Genomic DNA, 16,692 nt, shown 5'->3' with positions numbered 1-16,692 from the left:
TTACTGGAAGACTGCGGAGGGGTTGTCGAGGCTGTCGGAGCCTTCGAACCCGATCTGGTCGAGGTTCAGCGCCGTCACCGCCCGTTCGATCGACTTGGTCTGCGCGACCAGCGCGTCGACCGCCGACATGATCAGCGCCTCGCCGCCCTCGTTGCCCCGCGCGAGCATCTGGTCGTAGGAGAACCCGGCCTCTGCCGCCGCCTTCAGCTGCCCGAGTTCACCCATGGTGTGATCGAGCGCCGCGCGCAGGTCGGCATCCACGTCCGCGTCAGCCGCAGCAACCAGCGACGACAGGGAGGCACCGGAGACCACGCGCCCGTCGATCCCGACATATTCGCCGGTGTAGACGTTGCGTACGCCCATGCCGTCGTAGAAATGGCTGTTGTGGGTGTTATCGGAGAAACAGTCATGCTCCTCCTCCGGGTCGTTCAGCATGACGCCCAGTTTCATCCGTTCGCCCGCCTGTTCGCCATAGGACAGCGATCCCATGCCCGTCAGAATCGCCGCGATCCCCGCATCCGGGTTGTCCAGCAGGGTGGTGCGGGCCTCGCCCCCCTCGCCCCATTGCTGCGCCATCCAGTCGAGGTCCGAGATCAGCAGGTCCACCGCCGCGGTCAGGTAGGCCGCGCGCCGGTCGCAGTTGCCGCCGGTGCAGGCATCGCCGCCGGCATAGTCGGTGAAGGGCCGATTGCCCGCGCCGTGTTCGGTCCCGTTCAGGTCCTGACCCCAGAGCAGGAATTCCACCGCGTGATAGCCCGTGGCGACGTTGGCTTCGACCTCGTCGGCCTCGTGCAGGGTTTCGGAGAGAAGTTCGGGCGTGATGGCGGAGGCGTCGATTTCTTCGCCCGAGAGGGTGAAGGCCGGATTGGCGATGACGTTGAGCACCGCGTACTGGTTTTCATCCGTCGCACCGCCGTAATCCGCATCGACGTAGTCGATCAGCCCCTCGTCCAGCGGCCAGGCGTTCACCTTGCCTTCCCAGTCGTCGACGATGGCATTGCCGAAGCGGAAGACCTCGGTCTGCTGATAGGGCACACGGGCGGCGATCCAGGCGGCGCGGGCGGCGGCCATGGTCGCGTCGGACGGATCGGCGATCAGCGCATCGACCGCCGCCTTCAGCGCCTGCGCCGAGGTCAGGCTGTCGGTGTATCCGGCCTGCGCGATGTCAGCATAGGTGGTCAGGACGGCGGCCTTGTCCTGCGCCAGCGCCGGTGCGGCAGCCAGGGCGAGAACGGCGGTGGCGGTCTTCAGTCGATACATGGAATTTCCTGTCGGTTCAGTTGAGACGGCGGCGCGCGGCCACCATGGTTGGCGCCACAGGAGCGGCGCGCTGGAGGTCGAGCCCAAGCGTCTGGGCCAGCGACACGGCAATCGGGGCAACATCGGCGCGCAGCATCAGACAGGCGATCATCATCGCCTCCTCCCGGTCCTGCACGGCCTGTGAGCAGAACAGCGCGAACACTGCCTCGTCCGCGCCGACGCATGTGCAGGCCACTCCGTGCCGCATCAACGGACGGCGGGCGTGGTGAAAGATCAGCGACAGGAGGTCGGTGAAGCGGGCAAAGACCGTCGCCGCCCCCTGTTCGCCGAACCGATGCCGCAGATCGTCGCGCAGCACCGCCTGCCCGCCTTCGCCGTCGCACCAGAGGCGCAGGGCACGGACCCACCACGCCTCGGACTCGGGCAGCAGATCGAGCTGCCCGACGGCAGAGGCCCCGCGGTCAACCCGCATGGGCGGAACCTTCGGGCCGGCGCGCGGCAATGGGATGGGTGATCAGGGGCATGGCGACTCCGTTCGCCCTTTCCTGACTTTTTCAGTCGCCAATGTCAATTCCGACTTTTTCAGTCGGATAGCCCTTGACGCCTCGGGCGTTGATTTCCGCCGGTCGGATGATAAGACTCACCGGGTTCGTCTGGGGGAGAACCTTGATATGACTGACAATACCGTGCTGATTGCCGGCGGCGGCATCGGCGGGCTGGCCATGGCGCTGACCCTGCACCAGATCGGCGTGCCCTGCCAGGTCTACGAGACCGTCCCGGACCTGCGTCCGCTTGGCGTCGGTATCAACCTGCAACCCAATGCGGTGCGCGAGCTGTTCGACCTCGGGTTTTCCCGCGCCGATCTGGACCGGATCGGCCTGCCCGCCCGCGAATGGGCGCTTCTGGGCCTGCGGGGACAGGAGGCCTATTCCGAGCCGCGCGGAGAGGATGCCGGGTACAACTGGCCGCAGTATTCCGCGCATCGCGGGATGCTGCAGATCATGCTCTACGACCGCGTGCGCCGCCTTCTCGGGCCGGATGCGGTGGTGCTGGGGGCGAAGATCACCGGCTATTCCCAGACCGCCGATGCGGTGACGGCCCATATCAGCCATGCCGATGGCACCGTGTCGACCGCGACGGGCGCCCTTCTGATCGGCGCGGACGGGCTGCATTCGGCCCTGCGCGAACAGATGTACCCCGACCAGCCGCCGATCCAGTGGGGCGGCGCGGTGATGTGGCGCGGCGTGACGAAAGCCCGGCCGATCCGCACCGGGGCCTCCTTCGTCGGGCTGGGGACCAGTCGGCACCGTATGGTGCTTTACCCGATCTCGGCCCCCGATGCGGACGGCATGGTCGACATGAACTGGATCGCCGAGGTCACCTACGACAATTCCGAGGGCTGGCGCTCCGTCGACTGGAACCGCCGGGTCGCGCACGACGAATTCGTGCATCACTTCGAGGGCTGGTGTTTTGACTGGCTCGACGTCCCTGCCCTGCTTCGCGGGACCGAGGAGGTCTGGGAATACCCGATGATCGACCGCGACCCCGTCCCGACCTGGGTGGACGAGCGCGTCGCGCTGATCGGGGACGCGGCGCATGTCATGTATCCCACGGGGTCGAACGGGGCGTCGCAGGCGATCATCGACGCGCGGGTGATCGGGGCGAAGATGCTGGATTACGGCGTAAGTCCGGATGCGCTGACGGCTTACGATCAGGACCTCTGCGAGAAGATCTCTGCCCTTGTCCTGCGCAACCGGGGGGCCGGGCCTTTTGCCCTGCTCAACCTCATTGACCAGCGATGCGGAGGAGAGTTCGACAGCATCGACGAGGTGGTGCCGCCTGCGGAACGGGACGAACTGATGGCCGTCTACAAGCGCGCCGCCGGCTTCGCGATCCAGTCCCTGAACGCGGCCGAACCGACGATCCCGCCGGGCGCGAAGGTGGGGGAACGGGCGCCGGTGTGAGGGGGGCTGCCCCCTAAACTTCCGCCCGCCACGGCGGGTTCGCCCCCGCCCGCGAGACCGTCACCGCCGCAACCCGCGCGCCGAACGCCATTGCCGTCCGCATCTTCTCAACCCCGAGCCCCCGCACGGCAGAGCGCGTCAACAGCCCCTGCTCCGACAGGCTCGCCAGAACCCCGGCGTTGAACGTGTCCCCCGCCCCGACCGTATCGACCACCGCGACCCGCTCTGCCGGCACCGAGACCTCCGCGCCCCCGGCCAGCCGGCAGACCGCGCCCTCGCTCCCGCGCGTGACGATGACCGCCCCGGCGCCAAGCGCCTGTATCCGCGCCACCTGCCCCTCCGGAGCCTCGCCTGGATAGAGCCAGTCGAGATCCGCGTCCGAGACCTTGACGATGTCCGCCCGCGCCAGCATCCGTTCGATCCGCGCGACATAGACCGCACGGTCCGCGATGAATCCGGGCCGGATGTTGGGGTCGATCATCACCAGCCGGTCCCCCGCCTGCCGGAGCAGACCGGCATAGGTGTCCGCGCCCGGCTCGACCGCCAGGGATATGCCGCCGAAGAACAGCGCCTCAGCCTCCGGCAGCGCGGGCACGTCGGATGGCCGCAGCATCCGCCCGGCGGAGTGTTCGTCGTAGAACACGTACTCCGCCTGCCCGTCGCGCAGGGTCACGAAGGCCAGCGTCGTCGGCCGGTCGGACAGAACGACCGGCCCCGTGTCCACCCCCGACTCCGCCAGCGCCGCCGCCAGCCGCCGCCCGAACAGGTCGCGCGACAGTCCGGTCAGCATCCCCGTCGCCACGCCGAGCCGCCCGAGGGCGATGGCCGTGTTGAACACCGCCCCGCCGGGCAGCGGGCGGAAATCTTCCCCGGACGGGATCATGTCGATCAGCGCTTCACCGCAGCAAAGGACCTTCATTGCACCCCCCGGATCGCCGGATAGGCCGCGCGGAACGCCGCGTAGCCGTCGTCATAAGCCGCGACCAGATCGCGCAGGGGCTCCACCACCTCCGCCGTTGCGGGTGCGGTCATGACCTCTTCCGCCGTGGCCTCCGTCGCCGCACAGATCGCCAGCCGCGCCGCACCGAGCGCCGCGCCGAATTCCCGCCCCTCGGGCAGTTTCAGCGGCAGGTTCAGCACCGTCGCGATGATGGAGACCCAGTCGCGGGACGCCGCGCCGCCGCCGATGGCGAACAGGCTTTGCAGGTCCGCGCCGGTACCTTTCAGCGCCTCTGCCGTGTCGCGCAGGCCGTAGGCCACGCCTTCCAGCACCGCCCGCGCCAGTTCCGCCACGCCGGTGTCATGGCCGAGCCCCGTGAAAGACCCGCGAACGGCGGCGTCGTTATGCGGCGTGCGCTCGCCGGAGAGATAGGGCAGGAAGCGCACGCGGCCCGGCCCCGGCACCGTACCCGCCAGCGCGGCGAGGTCGGCCGGTTTGCGTCCCGTGATTCCGGACAGCCAGTTGAGGCTGTCCGTCGCCGAAAGCATCACGCCCATCTGGTACCATCGCCCCGGCACGGCGTGGCAGAAGGTGTGAAGCGCGGTTTCGGGTGCGGGCGCATAGCCGTCGCGCGCCGCCAGTAGCACGCCGGAGGTACCGAGAGAGACAAACCCCTCCCCGTCGCGCAGCGCGCCGATACCGCAGGCGGCGGCCGCGTTGTCCCCTGCCCCGCCGGCCACGGTGACGGGTCCGGTCAGGCCCCATTTCTCCAGCAAGGATTTACGCAGCAAGCCCGCTGACTCCGACCCTTCGACAAGCCGCGGCATCTGCGCCCGGTCCATGCCGCTGGCGTCCAGAAGCATCCCGGACCAGTCCCGCGCGCCGACGTCCAGCCAGGAGGTCCCGGCGCTGTCGGACATGTCCGCCACGGCCTCCCCGGTCAGGTGGTGGTTCAGGAAGGCGGCGGGCAGCAGGACCCTGGCGGTGCGGGCAAAGATCCCGGGCTCATGGGCACGGACCCAGACGAGTTTGGGGGCGGTGAAGCCGGGGAAGACGATGTTGCCGGACAGGTCGCGGACCTGCGGCGCGGAATCGAGCGCGGCGGCCTCGGCATGGGCGCGGGTGTCGTTCCACAGGATGCAGGGCCGCAGCACCGCGCCGTCCCCGTCCAGCAGACAGGCGCCGTGCATATGCCCGGCCACGCCGATGCCGCGCAGAGACGCGAAACCCGGCACCCGCGCGGCCAGTTCCGCCATGACCTCGTCCAGCGCAAGGATCCACGCAGCCGGGTCCTGTTCCGACCAGCCGGGATGCGGATGCGCGACCGGATAGGCGCGCTCGGCCGATCCGAGCACGCGCCCCGCATCGTCGACCAGCAGCGCCCGGAGGCCCGAGGTTCCGAGGTCGATCCCGAGATAGGACATGGCTTAACCGTTCAGATAGGCGTCGAGTGACGCCACCATGCCATCCTCGTGCATCAGGCGCAGCCACTTTGCGAAGGGATCGGCAAAGGCGGGCCGGTCGGCGAGGTCGCCGTAGATCTGGCGCATCTCAAGCCAGGCCGCGGGCCGGGCCTTGGCCGCCTCTGCCACCGGGACGAGATCGGCCCAGAAGGGATCGTTCGGCTCCACCCCGCTGCCGTCCTCGCGCAGCCCGGTGCAGTAGCGCGCCCAGGCTGCGGACACGAAGGCCAGCCCCGACACCGGCGTCCCCTTCGCCAGACCGTCGCGCACCGACGGCAGGACGAAGCCGGGGTGCCGCGAAGACCCGTCGAAGGCCACCCGGCGCGTCGTGTCCACGATGGCCGGGTTGGAAAACCGCCGGTCGATCAATGTGACATAGTCGTCCGGCGTGTAGCCTGGCACCGGCTGGACATGCGGCAGGATCTCCTCCCGCTCCACCTTGTTAAAGAGGGCACGTACCCGCGCGTCCTCCATGCAGCCGGAGATCGTTTCGATGCCCAGCACCTCTCCCACATCGGCGATGACCTGATGCCCGCCGTTGAGGATGCGGATCTTCATTACCTCGAAGTCATGTACCCGATCCGAGAAGATCGCCCCCGCGCGGTCCCAGTCGGGGCGGCCGGCGCAGAAATCGTCCTCGATCACCCAGTGGCGGAAGTTCTCGTGCGTCACGGGGCAGTTGTCTTCCACTCCCATCTCCTGCGCCAGCGCCAGTTCCTTGGGTCCGGTGGCGGGCACGATGCAGTCGACCATGGAGTTCGGGAAGGTGCAGGTTTCCACGATCCAGTCCGCAAGCTCCGGATCCGAGAGCCGGGCGAGCGACACGACGGTCTGGCGCAGAACCGCGCCGTTCCCCTGTATGTTGTCGCAGGAGAGCCCGGTGAACGGCCCCGCCCCCGCGTCGCGGCGCAGGCGCAGCGCGGCGACCATCGCGCCGAAGGCAGTGCGCGGCGTGGCCGGGTTGGCGGCGTCATGCACGATGTCGGGATGGGCGGCGTCAAAGCCCTTGGTCGCCGGGTCGATGTAATAGCCGCCCTCCGTCACCGTCAGCGCGACGATGCGGATCGCGGGGTCGGCCATCTGCGCGATCAGGGGGCCGTTGCCCTCCGCGATCGGGATGTAGCCGATCATGGAGCCCACCACTTCGGCCGAGCGGCCCGAGGGGTCGAGTTCGATCAGCGTGGTCAGGCAGTCCTGCGCCAGCAGCCTGTCCCGCATCGCCGCGTCATAGGCCCGGACCCCGGCGCCGAGGATCGCCCAGTCCTGCGCGCCGCCCTCCTGCATCAGCCGGTGCAGGTACCAGGACTGGTGCGCCCGGTGAAAGTTGCCCAGCCCGATATGCACGATCCCGGGCGTCAGCGCCGCGCGGTCATAGGTCGGGCGGGCGATGGCCGCGGGCAGGTCCGGCAGCGTGGCATTGCAGAGCTTCATCGGCCCGTTCCTTCCTGTTCGTCCGCATCGTTGTCCCCCGCACGCAGGGCCATCCCGATTCCGCGGCGGACAAGCGTCACCCCCCGCATCTGCAGGCAGATGCGCAGTTTCCGTCCCGAAATCGCGATCATGCGATCCGAAGCCCCGCCGCATCGAACCTGTGCAGGTTGGCCCGGTCGGGCGTGACGAAGACGCGCGATCCGTACCGCAGGTCGATCTCTCCGCTCACCCGGACGGTCAGCGGTTCGCCGAGGTCGGGCACGTTGACCTGCAGGAAGGTGTCGGAGCCGAGGTGTTCGGACACCCCGACCGTGCCCTCCCATGTGCCGCTGTCGGTGGAGACCGTGAGATGTTCGGGACGGATCCCGATGGTCTTCGCCCCCTCCGCCTCGGCCGGGGCGCCGGGGATCAGGTTCATCTTGGGAGACCCGATGAAGCCCGCGACGAAGAGGTTGCGCGGGGCGCGGTACAGTTCGAGCGGACTGCCGACCTGTTCGATATTCCCGGCACGCAGGACGACGATCTTGTCGGCCATGGTCATCGCCTCCACCTGGTCGTGGGTGACGTAGATCATCGTGGTCTTCAGCCGTTCGTGAAGCTCGCTGATCTCGAGCCGCATGCCCACCCGCAGCGCCGCGTCGAGGTTCGAGAGCGGCTCGTCGAACAGGAAGGCCGCCGGTTCGCGAACGATGGCCCGCCCGATGGCGACCCGCTGGCGCTGCCCGCCCGACAGCTGGCCGGGCCGCCGGTCGAGATAGTCGGTCAGGTTCAGCACGCGCGCCGCATCCTCGATCCGCCGGTCCTGTTCGGCCTTGTCCATCCCGGCCATGCGCAGCGGAAAGGCGATGTTCTTCCGGACCGACATATGCGGGTAAAGCGCGTAGGACTGGAACACCATCGCCAGCCGCCGCTTGGCCGGGGGCACCCGCGTCGCGTCGACCTTGTCGATCCGGATCTGGCCCGTCGTCACGTCCTCCAGCCCCGCGATCAGACGCAGCAGCGTGGATTTCCCGCAGCCCGAGGGGCCCACGAAGACCACGAATTCCCCGTCCTCGATCGTCAGGTCCAGCGGCGGGATGACCTGAAGATCCCCGAAGCTTTTCGTCACCTTGTCGAGCGTTATGCGGCCCATGTGGTTGTTCCTCTTCCCGGCAGTTGCACCGCGGCCCCGGGACGCCAAGCCCGATAAACGGGACCCCGGTTCCGAACTCCTCTGCGACCACTTATCTTCATTTTTTTCGGAGCCTTTTGATGAACATCATCGTCCCGGCCGCGGCCGTGTTCCTGTCGGCAGCCCAGATGGCGGGTGCCGCGACCGTTACGCAGTTCACCGACCGCACGGCCTTCACGGCTGCGATGGAAAGCAGCTTTACCGAAACCTTCGAGGACTTTTCGCTGGACGGCGGACTCCACATTGCCGGCGGCAACGCCGTCCTTCTCGACTTCGGGCCGTTTTCCCAGGCCATCAGGCTGCGTGGTAACCCGAACCCGACGGTAGGGCCCGTCCTCTATACCTTCGGCGGGCCCGTCACCGGCTTTGGCGCAACCTTCAACATTTCGCTCAACGGCCTTGGCGGCGGGCTGAAGGTCGAAGTTTTTTCCGGTGTCACGATGATCGCGGCCTTCCCGGACGCGATCACGACAGGGAATGCCCAGTTCTTCGGCTTCACCTCCGACACGGCTTTCGACCGCGTCGAGGTGATGGTACGCGACCTTCCGGTCCTGATTTCGGAAATCCATACGGTCGACGACGTGATCTTCGGCCAGGCGATCAAACCCGACGCTGCCGTCCCCCTGCCCGCAGGTCTGCCGCTGCTGGCGGGCGGGCTGGCCGCCCTTGCCGCCCTGCGCCGCAGACGTGACGGCAGATGAGGTGACAGTCGGGGCGGTCATTTCACCGCTCCGAACGTCAGCCCGCGCACCAGCTGTTTCTGGCTGAACCATCCCATGATGAGGATCGGCGCGATGGCCATGGTCGATGCGGCGGAGAGCTTGGCGTAGAACAGCCCCTCGGGCGAAGAATAGCTCGCGATGAAGGCGGTCAGCGGCGCGGCCTTGGCGGCGGTCAGGTTCAGGGTCCAGAACGCCTCGTTCCAGGCCAGGATGATGTTCAGCAGCAGGGTGGAGGCGATCCCGGGCACGGCCATGGGCGTCAGGATGTAGAGGATCTCCTCGCGCAGGCTGGCCCCGTCCATGCGTGCGGCTTCAAGGATCTCTCCGGGGATTTCCTTGAAATATGTGTAGAGCATCCAGATGATGATCGGCAGGTTGATGAGCATCAGCACCACGATCAGCGCGCCCTTTGTGTCGAGCACCCCGAGCCGGATCATCACCAGGTAGATCGGATAGAGCACCCCGACCGCCGGCAGCATCTTGGTCGACAGCATCCACATCAGCACGTCCTTGGTCCGCTTGCCGGGCACGAAGGCCATGGACCAGGCGGCGGGGATGGCGACGATCAGGCCAAGCAGGGTCGATCCGCCGGCGATGACGATTGAGTTCCAGAGGTACCGGGCATAGTCCGACCGCTCCTGCACCACGCCGTAGTTTTCGAGGGTCCAGTCGAAGAACAGGACCTTGGGCGGGTTGGCGATGGCGTCGGCCTCGGTCTTGAACGAGGTCAGGATCGTCCAGAGGATCGGGAAGAAGATCAGCAGGCCGATGGTCCATGCGGCGACGGTGGCGACGGCTTTCTTCTGCGGTGTGGATGCGCGGGCCATGTCAGATGCTCCTCCGGTCGGCGGGCGTGCACCCCACCCTCTGCCTCCTCCCCGTGGGGGGAGGGACGTGCAATTGTTCGACAGTCGATTTCCGAACATTCCGCACCAACCGGATAGAGCGCCCGCCCGGCAGCGGCCGACCGCCCCCCTGGGCGGCCGCTTCGCGTCCACCCGCGGTCGGCCGCTGCCCTGCTCGCAGACCACAAAGGGTGACGGTGCCGACCGCCTTACGCATCGAGGTTCCTCCCCACGATGCGCATCAGGAAGATGGCGATGATGTTGGCGAGGATGACCGCAAGGATACCGCCTGCGGAGCCGAGGCCGACGTTCTGGCTTTCCAGCACCCGCTGGTAGATCAGGTAGGTCAGCGTCCGCGTTCCGAAGGACCCCTGGGTGGTCACGAAGATTTCTGCGAAGATCGACAGCAGAAAGATCGTCTGGATCAGCACCACCACGGTTATTGCCCGCGCCAGATGCGGCAGCACGATGAACCAGAAGCGGCTCAGGAACCCCGCGCCGTCCATCTCCGACGCCTCGAGCTGTTCGGAATCCAGCGACTGGATCGCCGTCAGCAGGATCAGCGTCGCGAACGGCAGCCACTGCCAGGACACGATCAGGATAATGGAAAACAGCGGCGACTGGGACAGCCAGTCATGCGGCGCGGCGCCGAAGAAGCGCCAGACATGGGCCAGAACACCGTTCACCGGGTCCATGAACATGTTCTTCCAGACCAGCGCCGACACGGTCGGCATGACGAAGAACGGTGCGATCACGAGGATCCGCACGATCCCCTGCCCCCACATCGGCTGATCCAGCAGCATCGCCAGAAGCACGCCCCCGATCACGGTGATCGCGAGGATCCCGCCGACCATGATGAGTGTGACACCGACGGAGTCGGCGAAGGAGGAGGAGGTGATGAAGCGTTCGTAGTTCTGGAACCCGACGCAGCACTCGGCGATGCCACGCAGCGGTCGGTAGTCCATGAACGAGAAATAGAGCGTCATGACCAGCGGGACGAGCATCCAGCCAAGCAGCAGGATCACGGCGGGGGCCATCATGAGGCGCGCGGCGCTGCGGGAATGCTGGGTGGCCATGGCGGGCCTCCTGTGGCGGGTCACGGGGCGGGCGCCTGTCCCGGAATCGGGTCGCGGGCGCGGCAAAAAGCGGGGTCGGGAAAATCGGGGGCGGACCAGCCGCCCCCGGGAGGAAGGGAGGAGGGCTTAGTAGCCCGCCGCCTCCATCTCGTCGGTGGTCAGGGCCTGCGCCTTCTCAAGCGCCTGCTCGACCGTCTGCTGGCCTGCAAGCGCGGCGGAGAATTCCTGCCCGACCTGGGTGCCGATGCCCGCGAATTCCGGGATCGCGACGAACTGCACGCCGGTGTAGGGCACCGGATCGACCGTCGGCGCCGTCGGATCGGCAGAGTTGATCGAGTCCAGCGTCATCTTCGCGAAGGGCGCCGCGTCCAGGTATTCCTGGTTCTCGTAGAGCGAGGTGCGGGTGCCCGGCGGCACGTTCGCCCAGCCCTCTTTCGAGGCGACAAGGGCGGTGTAGTCCTTCGACGTCGCCCAGGCCACGAACTGCTTGGCCGCGTCCTTCGCGTCCGACCCGGCCGGAATGCCGAGCGACCACGCCCAGAGCCAGTTGCCCCGCTTGCCCAGACCGTTGTCCGGCGCCAGCGCGAAGCCGACCTGATCGGCGACCGAGGAATCGTTCGGGTTGGTCACGAAGGAGGCCGCGACGGTCGCGTCGATCCACATCCCGCACTTGCCCTGCTGGAACAGCGACAGGTTCTCGTTGAACCCGTTGGTCGACGCACCCGGAGGACCGTAGTTCGTCATCAGGTCCATGTAGGTGTCGAGCGTCGCCTTCCATTCCGGCTGGTCGAACTGCGCCTTCCAGTCCTCATCGAACCAGCGCGCGCCGTAGCTGTTGGCCATGGCCGACAGGAAGGCCATGTTCTCGCCCCAGCCGGCCTTGCCGCGCAGGCAGATGCCGTAGACCTCGGCCTCCTTGTCGGTCATCGCCTCGGCGGCCTTCTTGATGTCGTCCCAGGTCGGGGCCTCGGGCATCTCCATCCCGGCCTTTTCCATCAGGTCCTTGCGGTACATGACCATGGAGGATTCACCGTAGAACGGCGCGGCATACAGCGTGCCGTCCTTGGACAGACCGCCCGCAATGGCCGGCAGGAAATCGTCCGCGTCATAGCCCTCGGGCATGTCGGTCAGCGGCACCAGCCAGTCCTGCCCGGCCCAGATCGGAACCTCGTAGGTGCCGATGGTCATCACGTCGAACTGTCCGCCGTTGGTCGCGATGTCCTGGGTAACGCGCTGACGCAGAACGTTTTCTTCCAGCGTGACCCATTCCACCTTGATGTCGGGGTGCTGCGCGTTGAAGTCGTCCATCAGACCCTGCATGCGGATCATGTCGCCGTTGTTCACGGTCGCGACGGTGATGGTGGTTTCGGCCCAGGCGGCACCCGCGGACAAGGCACCAACAGCACACGCGCCCAGACAGGCGCGGAGTTTCGTGTTCATGGTATTCCTCCCAGTCGTGTGAGCATTTGCTCATCTAGTGGACAAATACTCACGTTAGCGGTCGCCGGAAGTCAAGCACATTCCACGCCGCACCGCAGCTTGCCCGCAAACCCGTAAACAAATGGTATCTTTCCCTCAGGAGGAGAGCAGCGCCCGCGCCGTCGTCTCGTCCGTGGCGAGGGAGGCCAGCAGGTTTCCCGCCAGCGCGCCCCGAATCGCGGGCAGTTTCGCCGCCCCTCCGCCGATGCAGAAGACCGGCATGCCGTTGCAGGGCACCCGCACCCCGACCGCCTTCTGGTTGAGCGGATGGTCGAGGAACCGCCCCTCCGCATCGAAGATGTGCCCGCAGAGTTCGCCCACGGCACCGGCGGCGTTCAGCTCCTCAACCTCCGCGGCGGTGATGAACCCGTCGACATGCAGCGGCGCGTCCGGTCCCATCTGGCCGATGCCGACGATGGCCATGTCCGCCGCCTCTGCCAGCGCGCGCGCGGCCTTCACATGCGGGAGAGATCGGTAGAGCGCCAGCTCCTCCGGCGTGCGGGCAAAAACCGGGATCGCCATGGGGTAATGCGCGCCGGAGGTCTTGTCGGCGACCCGCATGATGACCTCGTAGAACGACGCCGACCCGTCCGGCCCGACATTGCCGATCACCGACACGAATTTGTGCTGCGCGCCGTCCACCGGCTGCATCTGTTCGATCACCGCCCGCAGGGTCCGCCCCGTGCCGAAGGCGAATGTCTGCGGCGCCGCGCCCTGGAACAGCCGTTCCAGCACCGGCGCGGCAAAGGCGGCGAGCGCGTCCGCGCCCCCGGCCCCCGGCGCGACCCAGGCCCGGTCGAGCCCGTAGCGCGCGCGCAGTTCCCGTTCCAGTTCAAGACATTCCGCGATCGGATGATGGATGCGCACCCGCACCAGCCCTTCGGCCGAGGCGCGCGCGACCAGCCGCTGCGCCCGCTGGCGCGAGATGCCGAGTTCTGTCGCGATCTGGTCCTGTGTCAGTCCGCCGACCATGGCCAGCCACGCCGCCCGCGCCGCGAGATCGCGGGCCGGGGCATCCTTGTCGTCTTGCGTGGGGCGGTTCATGTCGGGTCCAGGCTCAGGTGCGGCACAGGATGGAAGAATTCCGCAAACGATGCAAATTCCCGATGCGGCATCGCCACCGGGTCCGAGGGCAGGTTCAGCCCGGTCATGTGGCTGCCCCCGGTGAAACGCCAGACCTCCATCCCCGCGGCGAGGGCGGCACGGATGCCGGGATAGCTGTCTTCGATCACAAGGCATTTTTCGGGCGCAACACCATGTTTTTCCGCCGCTTTCAGGAAAAGGTCCGGCGCCGGTTTGCCGCGTTTCACCTCAACTGAGGTGGTCGTGAGGCCGGCGAAAGTATCGGTGAGCCCGACGATGCGCAGCGACTCTGCCAGCCGTTCCGGGCTGGAGCTGGTGGCCAGACAATAGGGCACCCTCAGACGCGCGATGACCTCGCGCACGCCGGGAATGATCCTGAGATCGGAGGCAAAGGCGCGGATCAGACGGGCGCGGTAATCGGCCTCGAACCCGTCGGGCAGGCCGACGCCGAATTCGCCGCGGATCTGCGCCAGCACCACCGGATAGCTGCGCCCCAGGAAATGCCGCGCCACGTAGTCGAGGTCGATCTTCACGCCGTATCCCGCCAGTTCGGCCACCAGCATCCGGGCCGAGATGACCTCACTGTCGATCAGCACGCCGTCGCAGTCGAAGATGACAAGCTCGGGCCGGGTCATATCGCCTGAACAAGGTCCGGCAACTGGCTGAAATCGCTGAAGGCAGCGCGATGCGGCAGGTCTGCGACCGGCGACTTGCGGTAGCCTTCGGTGAACAGCAGGAACGGCACGTTGGCCGCGCGCGCGGCGCTGGCGTCGATCTCGCTGTCGCCGACGAAGATGCGTGTGCCCGAACCGGCGCGGGCCAGCGCGGCCAGCAGTGGCGCGGGGTCCGGCTTGCGCAGGTTCATGGAATCCCCGCCGATCACCGCGTTGAAGAAATGCAGCAGGCCGAAGTGGCGCAGGACCGACAGCGCCGGGCGCTCGGGCTTGTTGGTGCAGATGGCCAGCCGCGCGCCGCCCGCGCGCAACGCCGTCAGCGCCTCCGCCACACCCGGATAGACCACCGTCCGCGCCACCGCCCCGTCATAACGCGCGAGGTAGGCGGCCAGCAGCCGGGCCTGCTCACTGTCCGGAATCCCCCGCGCCGCCCGCATCTTCGCGACGAAGTTGGGCGCGCCCTGCCCGATGAAGCTGCGCGCCTCGGCCATGGAAATCGGGGCGACGCCCTCCTCCGCCAGCACCGCATTGGCGACACCGTGCAGGTCGGGTGCGGAATCCACCAGCGTGCCGTCCAGGTCGAAGGCGACGACCTTGTCCACGGGTCTCAAGGGATCAGCCACGCGAGGCCGCGTAGGTGAGGAACTGGTCGAAACTGTCCGGATTAGCCATGGAATCCCGGTTCACCACCTTCGCCGGATCGTGGCCGAGCAGCAGTTTCTTGACCGGGACCTCAAGCTTTTTGCCCGACAGGGTGCGCGGCACGGCCGAGACCTCAACGATCTCGTCCGGCAGGAAGCGGGCCGAGACCGACTCCCGGATGGCCAGCTTGATCTTGTCCTTCAACGCGTCGGTCAGCCCGCCCGGAGCCACCACGAAAAGCACCATGAAACTGTCGCGGCCAAGGAATTCGAGGTCGATGACAAGGCTGTCCATGACCTCGTCCAAACCTTCCACCGCCCGGTAAATCTCCGACGACCCGAGCCGCAGTCCCCGCCGGTTGATCGTCGCGTCGGACCGCCCGTAGATCACCGATCCGCCCTCTGGCGTGAACTCGATCCAGTCGCCGTGCCGCCAGATGCCGGGGAAGGTGTCGAAATAGCTCTCGTGCAGACGCGACCCGTCCTCGTCGCCCCAGAAGTAGAGCGGCATGGAGGGCAAGGGTTCGGTGCAGACCAGTTCCCCGACCTCTCCGATCAGTTCCCGCCCGTCCTCGGAATAGGCGCGGACGGCGTTGCCGAGGGCGCGGCACTGCATCTCTCCGGCCCGGACCGGCATCATCGGATGGCCCAGCACGAAGGCCCCGGCAAGGTCCGTCCCGCCCGAGATCGGGGCGAGCCAGATGTCTGATTTCACTTCGGAATATATCCAGTCGTAGCCTTCCTGCGACAGCGGAGACCCGGTCGAGCCGAGCGAACGCAGCGCCGACAGGTCAAGTTCTGCCCCCGGGCGTACACCGGCCTTCTGACACCCCTGGAAGAACGCCGCGCCGGCGCCGAAATAGGTCAGCCGTTCCCTTGCCACCATCCGCCAGACATCCAGCATGTCGGGATGGTTCGGCGCGCCGTCGTGCAGCGCCACCATCGCGCCCGAGGCCAGAGCATTCAGTTGCGAATTCCACATGATCCAGCCCGAGGACGTGAGCCAGCAGAACCGGTCCTCCGCCCCCACGTCCTGATGCAGCGCCTGTTTCGCGCCCTCGATCAGCACCCCGCCATGGCCGTGCACGATCGGCTTCGGGTTGCCCGTGGTGCCCGAGGAATAGACCACCCAGATCGGATGCGAGAATTCGACCATCTCGACCGTCGCGGGCTGCGGGTCGGCCTGAACCTCGGCCCAGTGGGTCCAGGCCGCGCCATCGCCGATGACCGGCACGATGATCTTGTGTTCCAGCGAAGGCAACTGCGCCGCCAGCCCGTCCAGCACCGGACGCTTGTCGATGGTCTTGCCCGCGTGAACGTACCCGTCCTGCGCGATCAGCACCTTGGGTTCGATCTGCCGGAACCGGTCGAGGATCGCCGTATGCCCCATGTCCGGCGCGCAGAGCGACCAGATCGCGCCAAGCCCTGCGACCGCCATGAAGGCGATCATCGCGTCCGGCGTGTTCGGCAGGACCGCGACCACCCGGTCGCCCTTGGTGACGCCCATGTCCCTGAGCGCCGCCTGAAGCGCCCCGACCTTCCCGTCCAGTTCCGCCCATGTCAGGGACAGGTTGCCGAAGGTCTCCGACTGGCAGGCCACCGCCTGCGCCTGCGGCTTTTCCTGCGCAAACCGAAGCAGTTGCGCGACCATGTTCGTGTGTGCGCCGGGGAACCAGTCCGCGCCGGGCATCTTGCGCTCGCCCAGCACCTCGGTCCAGCCCGAGACCGGCAGGTCGTTGAACGCGACGATGGAGGTCCAGAAGGCCGAGAGGTCGCTGACCGACCATTCCCACATCTCCTGATAGCTGCCGAATTCCAGCCCGCGCTCGGCCTTCAGCCAATCCATGTAGGCGGCCATCCGGGTTGCCGCCGCCCGCTCGGCACTCGGGGTCCAGAGTATCGGTCGTTGCTCGGTCATGTCATCCTCCCTCTCCTGCGGCCTT

At 67.3% G+C, this 16,692-nt stretch carries 15 protein-coding genes; 2 read left to right on the top strand and 13 right to left on the bottom strand.

The features are described from left to right. Together IEV87_RS02325 and IEV87_RS02320 are read right to left on the bottom strand one after the other, a co-directional pair. The gene (locus IEV87_RS02325) at positions 1-1,260 is read right to left on the bottom strand and encodes an imelysin family protein (RefSeq protein ID WP_188476020.1); all 1,260 of its coding nucleotides are present in this window, start codon (positions 1,258-1,260) and stop codon (positions 1-3) included. A 16-nt stretch (positions 1,261-1,276) separates the two neighbouring features. Next, the gene (locus tag IEV87_RS02320; RefSeq protein ID WP_188476019.1) at positions 1,277-1,732 is read right to left on the bottom strand and encodes a hypothetical protein; all 456 of its coding nucleotides are present in this window, start codon (positions 1,730-1,732) and stop codon (positions 1,277-1,279) included. Positions 1,733-1,931: 199 nt separating this feature from the next. Here IEV87_RS02320 and IEV87_RS02315 point away from each other — a divergent pair, with 199 nt between their 5' ends. Beyond that, positions 1,932-3,224: a flavin-dependent oxidoreductase gene (locus IEV87_RS02315; protein WP_188476018.1), complete on the top strand. Its 1,293-nt coding sequence runs from the start codon at positions 1,932-1,934 to the stop codon at positions 3,222-3,224. A gap of 13 nt (positions 3,225-3,237) precedes the next feature. On the opposite strand, the gene IEV87_RS02310 is transcribed toward IEV87_RS02315, so the two are convergent. From IEV87_RS02310 to IEV87_RS02295, 4 genes are all read right to left on the bottom strand, one after another. Next, a complete protein-coding gene (locus tag IEV87_RS02310; RefSeq protein ID WP_188476017.1) occupies positions 3,238-4,143 on the bottom strand; it encodes a carbohydrate kinase family protein in 906 nt (301 codons plus the stop codon). Then, a complete protein-coding gene (gene xylB / locus IEV87_RS02305) occupies positions 4,140-5,588 on the bottom strand; it encodes a xylulokinase (RefSeq protein WP_188476016.1) in 1,449 nt (482 codons plus the stop codon). The genes IEV87_RS02310 and xylB overlap by 4 nt, the downstream gene beginning before the upstream one ends. A 3-nt stretch (positions 5,589-5,591) precedes the next feature. Then, positions 5,592-7,058, bottom strand: a complete 1,467-nt coding sequence (locus IEV87_RS02300; RefSeq protein WP_188476015.1) for a mannitol dehydrogenase family protein — start codon at positions 7,056-7,058, stop codon at positions 5,592-5,594. 127 nt (positions 7,059-7,185) lie between these two features. Further along, on the bottom strand, positions 7,186-8,190 hold the full coding sequence (locus tag IEV87_RS02295; protein ID WP_188476014.1) for an ABC transporter ATP-binding protein: 1,005 nt from the start codon (positions 8,188-8,190) through the stop codon (positions 7,186-7,188). 119 nt (positions 8,191-8,309) lie between these two features. Here IEV87_RS02295 and IEV87_RS02290 point away from each other — a divergent pair, with 119 nt between their 5' ends. Then, entirely contained in the window at positions 8,310-8,930 is a 621-nt protein-coding gene (locus tag IEV87_RS02290) for a VPLPA-CTERM sorting domain-containing protein (RefSeq protein ID WP_188476013.1), read from the top strand. Positions 8,931-8,947: 17 nt separating this feature from the next. Here the strand turns inward: IEV87_RS02290 and IEV87_RS02285 are convergent, their stop codons facing one another. The 7 genes from IEV87_RS02285 to IEV87_RS02255 all read right to left on the bottom strand — a co-directional run bounded on the left by IEV87_RS02285 (position 8,948) and on the right by IEV87_RS02255 (position 16,667). Then, positions 8,948-9,778 carry a carbohydrate ABC transporter permease gene (locus IEV87_RS02285; RefSeq protein WP_188476012.1) on the bottom strand — a complete coding sequence of 277 codons (831 nt, stop codon included), beginning with the start codon at positions 9,776-9,778 and terminating at the stop codon, positions 8,948-8,950. Positions 9,779-10,005: 227 nt separating this feature from the next. After that, entirely contained in the window at positions 10,006-10,872 is an 867-nt protein-coding gene (locus IEV87_RS02280) for a carbohydrate ABC transporter permease (RefSeq protein WP_188476011.1), read from the bottom strand. A gap of 126 nt (positions 10,873-10,998) precedes the next feature. Next, positions 10,999-12,312, bottom strand: a complete 1,314-nt coding sequence (locus IEV87_RS02275) for an ABC transporter substrate-binding protein (protein WP_188476010.1) — start codon at positions 12,310-12,312, stop codon at positions 10,999-11,001. A 135-nt stretch (positions 12,313-12,447) separates the two neighbouring features. Continuing rightward, on the bottom strand, positions 12,448-13,395 hold the full coding sequence (locus IEV87_RS02270; protein WP_188476009.1) for a sugar-binding transcriptional regulator: 948 nt from the start codon (positions 13,393-13,395) through the stop codon (positions 12,448-12,450). Continuing rightward, positions 13,392-14,069, bottom strand: a complete 678-nt coding sequence (locus tag IEV87_RS02265) for an HAD family hydrolase (RefSeq protein WP_188476008.1) — start codon at positions 14,067-14,069, stop codon at positions 13,392-13,394. The genes IEV87_RS02270 and IEV87_RS02265 overlap by 4 nt, the downstream gene beginning before the upstream one ends. Then, the gene (gph, locus tag IEV87_RS02260) at positions 14,066-14,710 is read right to left on the bottom strand and encodes a phosphoglycolate phosphatase (protein ID WP_188476007.1); all 645 of its coding nucleotides are present in this window, start codon (positions 14,708-14,710) and stop codon (positions 14,066-14,068) included. The genes IEV87_RS02265 and gph overlap by 4 nt, the downstream gene beginning before the upstream one ends. A gap of 13 nt (positions 14,711-14,723) precedes the next feature. Continuing rightward, positions 14,724-16,667, bottom strand: coding sequence for an acetoacetate--CoA ligase (locus IEV87_RS02255; RefSeq protein WP_188476006.1), 1,944 nt, complete (start codon positions 16,665-16,667; stop codon positions 14,724-14,726). Positions 16,668-16,692 lie beyond the last annotated feature (25 nt).

The organism is Primorskyibacter flagellatus (genome assembly GCF_014638275.1).
GTDB classification, from domain to species: domain Bacteria; phylum Pseudomonadota; class Alphaproteobacteria; order Rhodobacterales; family Rhodobacteraceae; genus Pseudooceanicola; species Pseudooceanicola flagellatus_A.
The sequence above is the reverse complement of the archived record's forward strand: the minus strand, read 5'-3'. Positions and strand labels throughout refer to the sequence as shown.

Excerpts from the sequence above, each read along its gene's own strand:
- IEV87_RS02310 (WP_188476017.1), bottom strand. The coding sequence starts at position 4,143 with ATGAAGGTCCTTTGCTGCGGTGAAGCGCTGATCGACATGATCCCGTCC.
- IEV87_RS02295 (WP_188476014.1), bottom strand. The coding sequence starts at position 8,190 with ATGGGCCGCATAACGCTCGACAAGGTGACGAAAAGCTTCGGGGATCTT.
- xylB (WP_188476016.1), bottom strand. The coding sequence starts at position 5,588 with ATGTCCTATCTCGGGATCGACCTCGGAACCTCGGGCCTCCGGGCGCTG.
- IEV87_RS02300 (WP_188476015.1), bottom strand. The coding sequence starts at position 7,058 with ATGAAGCTCTGCAATGCCACGCTGCCGGACCTGCCCGCGGCCATCGCC.
- IEV87_RS02285 (WP_188476012.1), bottom strand. The coding sequence starts at position 9,778 with ATGGCCCGCGCATCCACACCGCAGAAGAAAGCCGTCGCCACCGTCGCC.
- IEV87_RS02265 (WP_188476008.1), bottom strand. The coding sequence starts at position 14,069 with ATGACCCGGCCCGAGCTTGTCATCTTCGACTGCGACGGCGTGCTGATC.
- IEV87_RS02280 (WP_188476011.1), bottom strand. The coding sequence starts at position 10,872 with ATGGCCACCCAGCATTCCCGCAGCGCCGCGCGCCTCATGATGGCCCCC.
- IEV87_RS02315 (WP_188476018.1), top strand. The coding sequence starts at position 1,932 with ATGACTGACAATACCGTGCTGATTGCCGGCGGCGGCATCGGCGGGCTG.
- IEV87_RS02325 (WP_188476020.1), bottom strand. The coding sequence starts at position 1,260 with ATGTATCGACTGAAGACCGCCACCGCCGTTCTCGCCCTGGCTGCCGCA.
- IEV87_RS02255 (WP_188476006.1), bottom strand. The coding sequence starts at position 16,667 with ATGACCGAGCAACGACCGATACTCTGGACCCCGAGTGCCGAGCGGGCG.
- IEV87_RS02270 (WP_188476009.1), bottom strand. The coding sequence starts at position 13,395 with ATGAACCGCCCCACGCAAGACGACAAGGATGCCCCGGCCCGCGATCTC.
- IEV87_RS02275 (WP_188476010.1), bottom strand. The coding sequence starts at position 12,312 with ATGAACACGAAACTCCGCGCCTGTCTGGGCGCGTGTGCTGTTGGTGCC.
- IEV87_RS02290 (WP_188476013.1), top strand. The coding sequence starts at position 8,310 with ATGAACATCATCGTCCCGGCCGCGGCCGTGTTCCTGTCGGCAGCCCAG.
- IEV87_RS02320 (WP_188476019.1), bottom strand. The coding sequence starts at position 1,732 with ATGCGGGTTGACCGCGGGGCCTCTGCCGTCGGGCAGCTCGATCTGCTG.